This window comes from Streptomyces sp. BE20 (assembly GCF_036322525.1).
Lineage (GTDB): Bacteria > Actinomycetota > Actinomycetes > Streptomycetales > Streptomycetaceae > Kitasatospora.
On record NZ_JAQYWW010000308.1, the window covers coordinates 1 to 5,312 of the forward strand.

The 5,312-nt window shown below is 74.7% G+C and carries 1 protein-coding gene; it reads left to right on the forward strand.

The annotated features are described in order from the left end of the window. Positions 1–5,312, forward strand: a 5,312-nt coding sequence (locus PUR61_RS01710) for an EndoU domain-containing protein (RefSeq protein ID WP_329874869.1), incomplete at both ends; no start/stop codon positions are given.

The following is a 5,312-nucleotide window of genomic DNA, read 5'->3' on the forward strand; positions in this document are numbered from 1 at the left end:
GACGTGGACCCGCCGCTGAACGCCCCGCACCGTCCCGCTCCCGACGACCCGGCCCGGGCCTTCGGGGCGTTCGGCCAGCGTGCCGAGGACGTCGTCCGCTACGGCGACCGGCAGAACCTCACCGGCCTGCACCACGAGCTGGACCTTCAGCTGCCAGGCCGGGAGAACGCGCTCCGGGCGCACGGCGCCCAGGTCGTCGAGACCAGGCCCCCGGTCCACAACGGCACCTACCGGGCCCGGGTGGCCTTCCTCGACCCGACCGTCGCGCCGAACTCCCCGCTCGCCGACTTCCCGACCCGCTGGCGGGTCCGGGACGACGACGACGGCCTGCGGACCATGTACCCGCGGACCTGGTCGTCCGCGGACCTGCTGAACCACGTCGACGACGCGCACGACGGCGTCCCGGCCGAGCGCCGGGTGTACCTGGAGGACGGCCGGACGTACTACTGGGTGGGGGAGGCCGACGGGGTCCGCATCGAGGGACTCTCGCGCGACGGGGCCCACCTGGCCCACCGCCCGACCGAGGACCAGCCCACCAGCCCCCTCCGGGCCTGGGACGACCTCCGTGCGCGGCACACCCTCCGGGGAACCGAGGTCGACCTGGACGGCCGCACCCTGACCGTTTCCCGTGTCCTGTTCGACTCCGGGCAGCTGGGCGTGGAGATCACCCTCCCCGTCGACGTGTCCGTCGAGGGCGGTCTGACGCGCCCGCAGCAGGAGGCCGCCAGGGGCGAACTCCAGCGCAGGGTGGACGCCTACGTCCGGGAACAGGTGCGGGCGACCGCGGACGCGGACGGGACGCCGGAGACGCTGGTCACCGTCCGCCTCGACTTCGGGGACGACCACCAGGACCCCTACGCCCGGGTGATCATCGACCACGACTCCCTGCCGGACCCCGCAGACCTGTCGGTGGTCGACACCGCGGAGAGCCTCCGGCTCCTCCTGGGCCCGCTGGTCCACCAGGACCACGGGGACGTGTTCCACGAGACGGTCTCCCGTCTGGAGGAGCTCGCCCCCACCCGCGTGGACGTGCTGGCGGACCTGCACACCGCGGAGGGCGCCCCGCACGTCCCCACCGACCTGCGTGAACCCGGCCCGCTGCGGCCGGGCGAGCACCGGCCCGCGGTGACCGCCGGCACGGACCGGCAGAGCCGGCGGGCCGTGGGAGCCGTGGACTTCCGGTTCACCCGGACGGGGATCGAGCTGGACCCGCACGGCCTGCCCGAGAACCAGAGCCTGCCCCGCGAGTGGACCGCCTCCGACGCGCGCTGGGCCGTGACCCGGCTCGTCGACCGGCACCAGGTCGGCCGGACCGAGACCGGCGTCGTCTACGACGAGTTCCACGGCGTCCTCCTGGAGGTCGAGGTCGTCGACGGCCAGATCAACCGCTACCGGGGCATCGGCGACCAGCGGGACCTCCCGCAGCTGCACGTCCCGCCGCGCACGGTGGACTCCGGACCGTCCTACACCGCCGGTTCCGGCCCCGCTCCCGTACCGCACCTCGCGCCGCCGGCCGGCCACCCCCTGCTGGACGCCGTCGCGGACGCGTCACCCGAGCTCACCGAGGCCCTGCTGGGGCACCACGGCCTCCCGCCGACCACCGAACGGCCGGACGTGCTCCGGCTGATGACCACCGAGGTGGCCGAGTACCTCCAGCGGACCCGGCCCGAGAACCTCCCGGTCGAGGCGCTGACCGCCTTCCGCCCCCTCCTTCCCCCGAGCATGGAGACCGCCAGGGAACTCCACGGCCTGCGGCACGCCCTGGCGGCCTCGGACGGCACCCACGACGCCGGGCTCGGCGGCGCGCTCGCGCCGCTGCTCGCCCACACCCTGCACGTCCGGCTGGAGGTGACCGACGGGCACGGGAACGTCACCCGGTACGGCCCGGAGGACAGCGAGACAGTGGTCAGGATCGGCGAGGACGCCCCGCAGGACCACGACACCGAGATGCTGTCCGAGCGGGAGTCCGAGCTTGAGTCCGAGCGGGAGTCCTCCCCGGCCCAGACCGACCACGGCGACGACCTCACCATGCTGGTGGACCCCGCCGAGACCGAGCTGGCCCAGGTCCTCGCGGCGCGCGAGGTCCGGGCGCCCCTCGACGCCTTCGGGCGGTCCGTCTCGGCCTCCTACCTCCGCGGCTACGAGGTGCGGCGCGGCTTCCTGGAGAACGGCGACCCCGCCACCGAGATCGTGGTGCGCATCCACATCCGCCGCGAGCCGGCCGAGGCGGGCATCGAGGAGGGCTACGGCTACGACGCCCCCGTCGAGCAGTTCACCGACGACCAGATCGGACAGGTGATCGACCGGGTGTGGGACGGCGTCAACGACGCGTACAACACCGGCCACCGGCTGCCCAACGGCGACGTCCTGCGGGTCCGGCCCGAGTTCGTCGACCACTCGGCCGACGTCAACCACCACATCCACATCGTCGACCTGTTCACCCGGAAGCTCCACGAGGACAACGAGACCTGGTCCCTCGAATCGACCCCGGACACGCTGGCCCACGAGATCGGCCACCTGCTCGGCCTCGACGACGAGTACCGCCGCCCCCAGAACCGGCACACCATCTACACCGACGCCGGCATGATGGGCTCCGACCACGTCGAGCACGGCCGGATCTCCGCCGACCAGCCCGCCGGCATCGGCCCGCGCCGGGTCGACGGCACGGTGACCCTGGCCGCGCGCAACCTGCGCGAGCTGGGCGCCGCCGTCGACGAGGCGTTCGGCACCCAGCCGTCCCGGCTCACCTCCACCCACCACGCCCCCGACGGCCACCCGCTGCCGCCCCGCGCCTCCTTCGGGCTGGACGCCCGGCAGTCCTCGCTGTACGGCGACCGCCGCACCGAGGGCGGCCACCTGCTGCCGGCGCCCGGCTCCGACCGCCGACGCCCCTCGGCGATCGTCGAACAGCACGCGAACGGCGTGCTGCACGTCGAGTACGAGGCCGCACCGGCCGGCTCGCGCCGCGCCGTCGGCGTCCGCACCGACAGCGCCGCCGGCGACCTGCTCACCACCGACACCGCCGAACGGCGGCGGCTGTTCCCCCGGAACTGGACCGAGGACGAGGCGGTCTACGCCGCCGAGCAGTCCTACCTCGACGCGCTGCGCCACGGCACGGTGGTCCCGGCGGGCGGCAGCCGCTACCGCTGGACCGGCGAGTACGCCGGCGTGCGGATCGAGGGCGAGATCCACGGCGACCGGTTCTCGTCCTTCCGGCCCGCCGACACCCAGCCGGAGCCGCACGAGTCACCGGCCCCGCCGACCCCGCCGACCCGCCCCCGGCGGACGGCCACGCCCTGGAACGGCCTGTCCGACCCGGGCCCGCTGCCGCCCCGCGACCCGGACCTCGACTACGCGCCCTCGCGGCCCGCGAGCCTCCTGCGCTACGGGCAGCGGGCCCAGGACGTCTCCCGCTACGGCGACCGGCAGTTCTTCACCGGACTGCACCAGGAGTTCACCCCGGGCTCGAACGTGGACACCGCGACCTGGCACCGCCTGCGCGGCGTGGAGGTGATCGAGCGCGGCGCCGCCCACGTCAACGGCACGTACCGTGCCCGGGTGCGGTTCCTCGACGCGACCGTCGCCCCCGACGCGCCGCTCTCGGAGTTCCGCAACCACTGGTTCGAGCCGCGGGACAACTCCGTCCGGACGATGTTCCCGCGCGAGTGGGGCCGCATGGGCGTCCTCCAGGCCGTCGAGTCCGCGCACGGCGCGGCGTCCCACCGCGTCCGGATCGACGAGCGGACCTACCGCTGGATCGGCGAGGCGAACGGCGTCCGCATCGAGGGCCTCACCCGCGACGGCCGGCACCTCGCCTACCGGCCCACCGACCTGCAGCCCGGCACCACCACGGAGGGCTGGGACCAGCAGCAGGTGATCGCCACCGGGGCCGGCCGGCGGATCGCCGTCGGTACCGGCCAGCTCCAGGTCCAGCGGGTGCTCTTCAACTCGGGACAGCACGGCCTCGACGTCGTCGTCCCGCTCCACGTGAGCCGGCAGGACGGAGTGACGGAACAGCAGATCCGTGCCTTCACCGACCAGGTGAACCGGGAGGTCCAGCAGGTCTGGGCCCAGGGCAACCGCGGTCGGCAGCCGCTGCTGGTCAACGTCACCGTCGTGCCGGTGGGCGAGCCCGCCGGCGCCTTCCGGAGCCTCACGGCGCGGGAGGCCGCCGGGACCAACGTCTCGACGCTGGTGGGCCAGCTGCTGCCCGGATTCGGCTGGAACCAGCCCGGCAGCCCGCTGCGGCAGCTGTTCGACATGGCGGGGCCGGTGACCACCTACTCCGACCGGGTACTGCCCACCGGGGGTCCCCACGCGCTGCGCGAGCCCGGCCCGCTCCGGCCGGGCGAGCAGCTCCCGCCCACCGTCCCGCAGTTCGACGTCCGCACGCTCCGGCCGAGCTTCACCGAGGACGCCTGGAGGGAACCGCGCGGTCCCGGTCTGCCGCGCGAGTGGCAGACCGACGACATCCGCTACGCGGCCGGTGTCGTGCTCGACCGCGCCCAGCGGGCCGGGCAGCCGCTGCCGGCCGACGGCGTCGTGCACGGCACGGCGGGCGGCGTCACCGTGCACGTCCGGCGTGAGGGCGGCCTGATCGCCGAGGTCCGGGGCGAGCCGGGCCAGGAGAGCTCCCGGCAGCACTCCACCCCGGCCGACAACGGCGCGCCCGTCTCGCGGAACGCCGTACGGCCGGAGGACGAGCCGGCCGGCGCGCCGATGCTGCGCGCGCTCGTCGAGGACGACCCGCAGTTGCTGAGGCAGCTGTTCGGAGAGGACGAGGGCGGGCGGTTGGCCGCCGACCCGGCCGCCGCGGAGCGGGCGCTGCGCGGGCTGGTCGAGGAGCGGTTCCGGGAGAACCCCGAGCTGGCGCGGGAGGCGTACGAGCTCTACTCCGCCTGGGCCGGCCGCATGGGGAACGACGTGGCGGACTGGCCGGTCTTCGTGGAGGACATGCACCGGGAGATCGCCACCTGGCGGGAACAGGGCTGGGACGCGGTGAGCGACCCGCTCTCCGTACGGGACGCCTTCGCGGTGCTCACGGCCTCCGCACTGGATCTGCGGGTCGGTCTCGTGGACGTCCGGAACGACCGCGAGACGGTGTCCGAGTTCGGTCCGGAGAACGGTCGCCGCGTCAGGCTCGACCACGACGAGCGCGAGGGCTACTCGACCGTCGCCGCCGCCGAGCGCAGGCAGGAGCAGGAGCGCCTCCGGCGGGAGACCGAGTCGCGGCGCGAGGCCGACGAGGACGCGGAACAGGGACGACGCGAGGCGGTCGCGGGGAAGCGCCGGGCCGACGAGAGCGAGGAGCC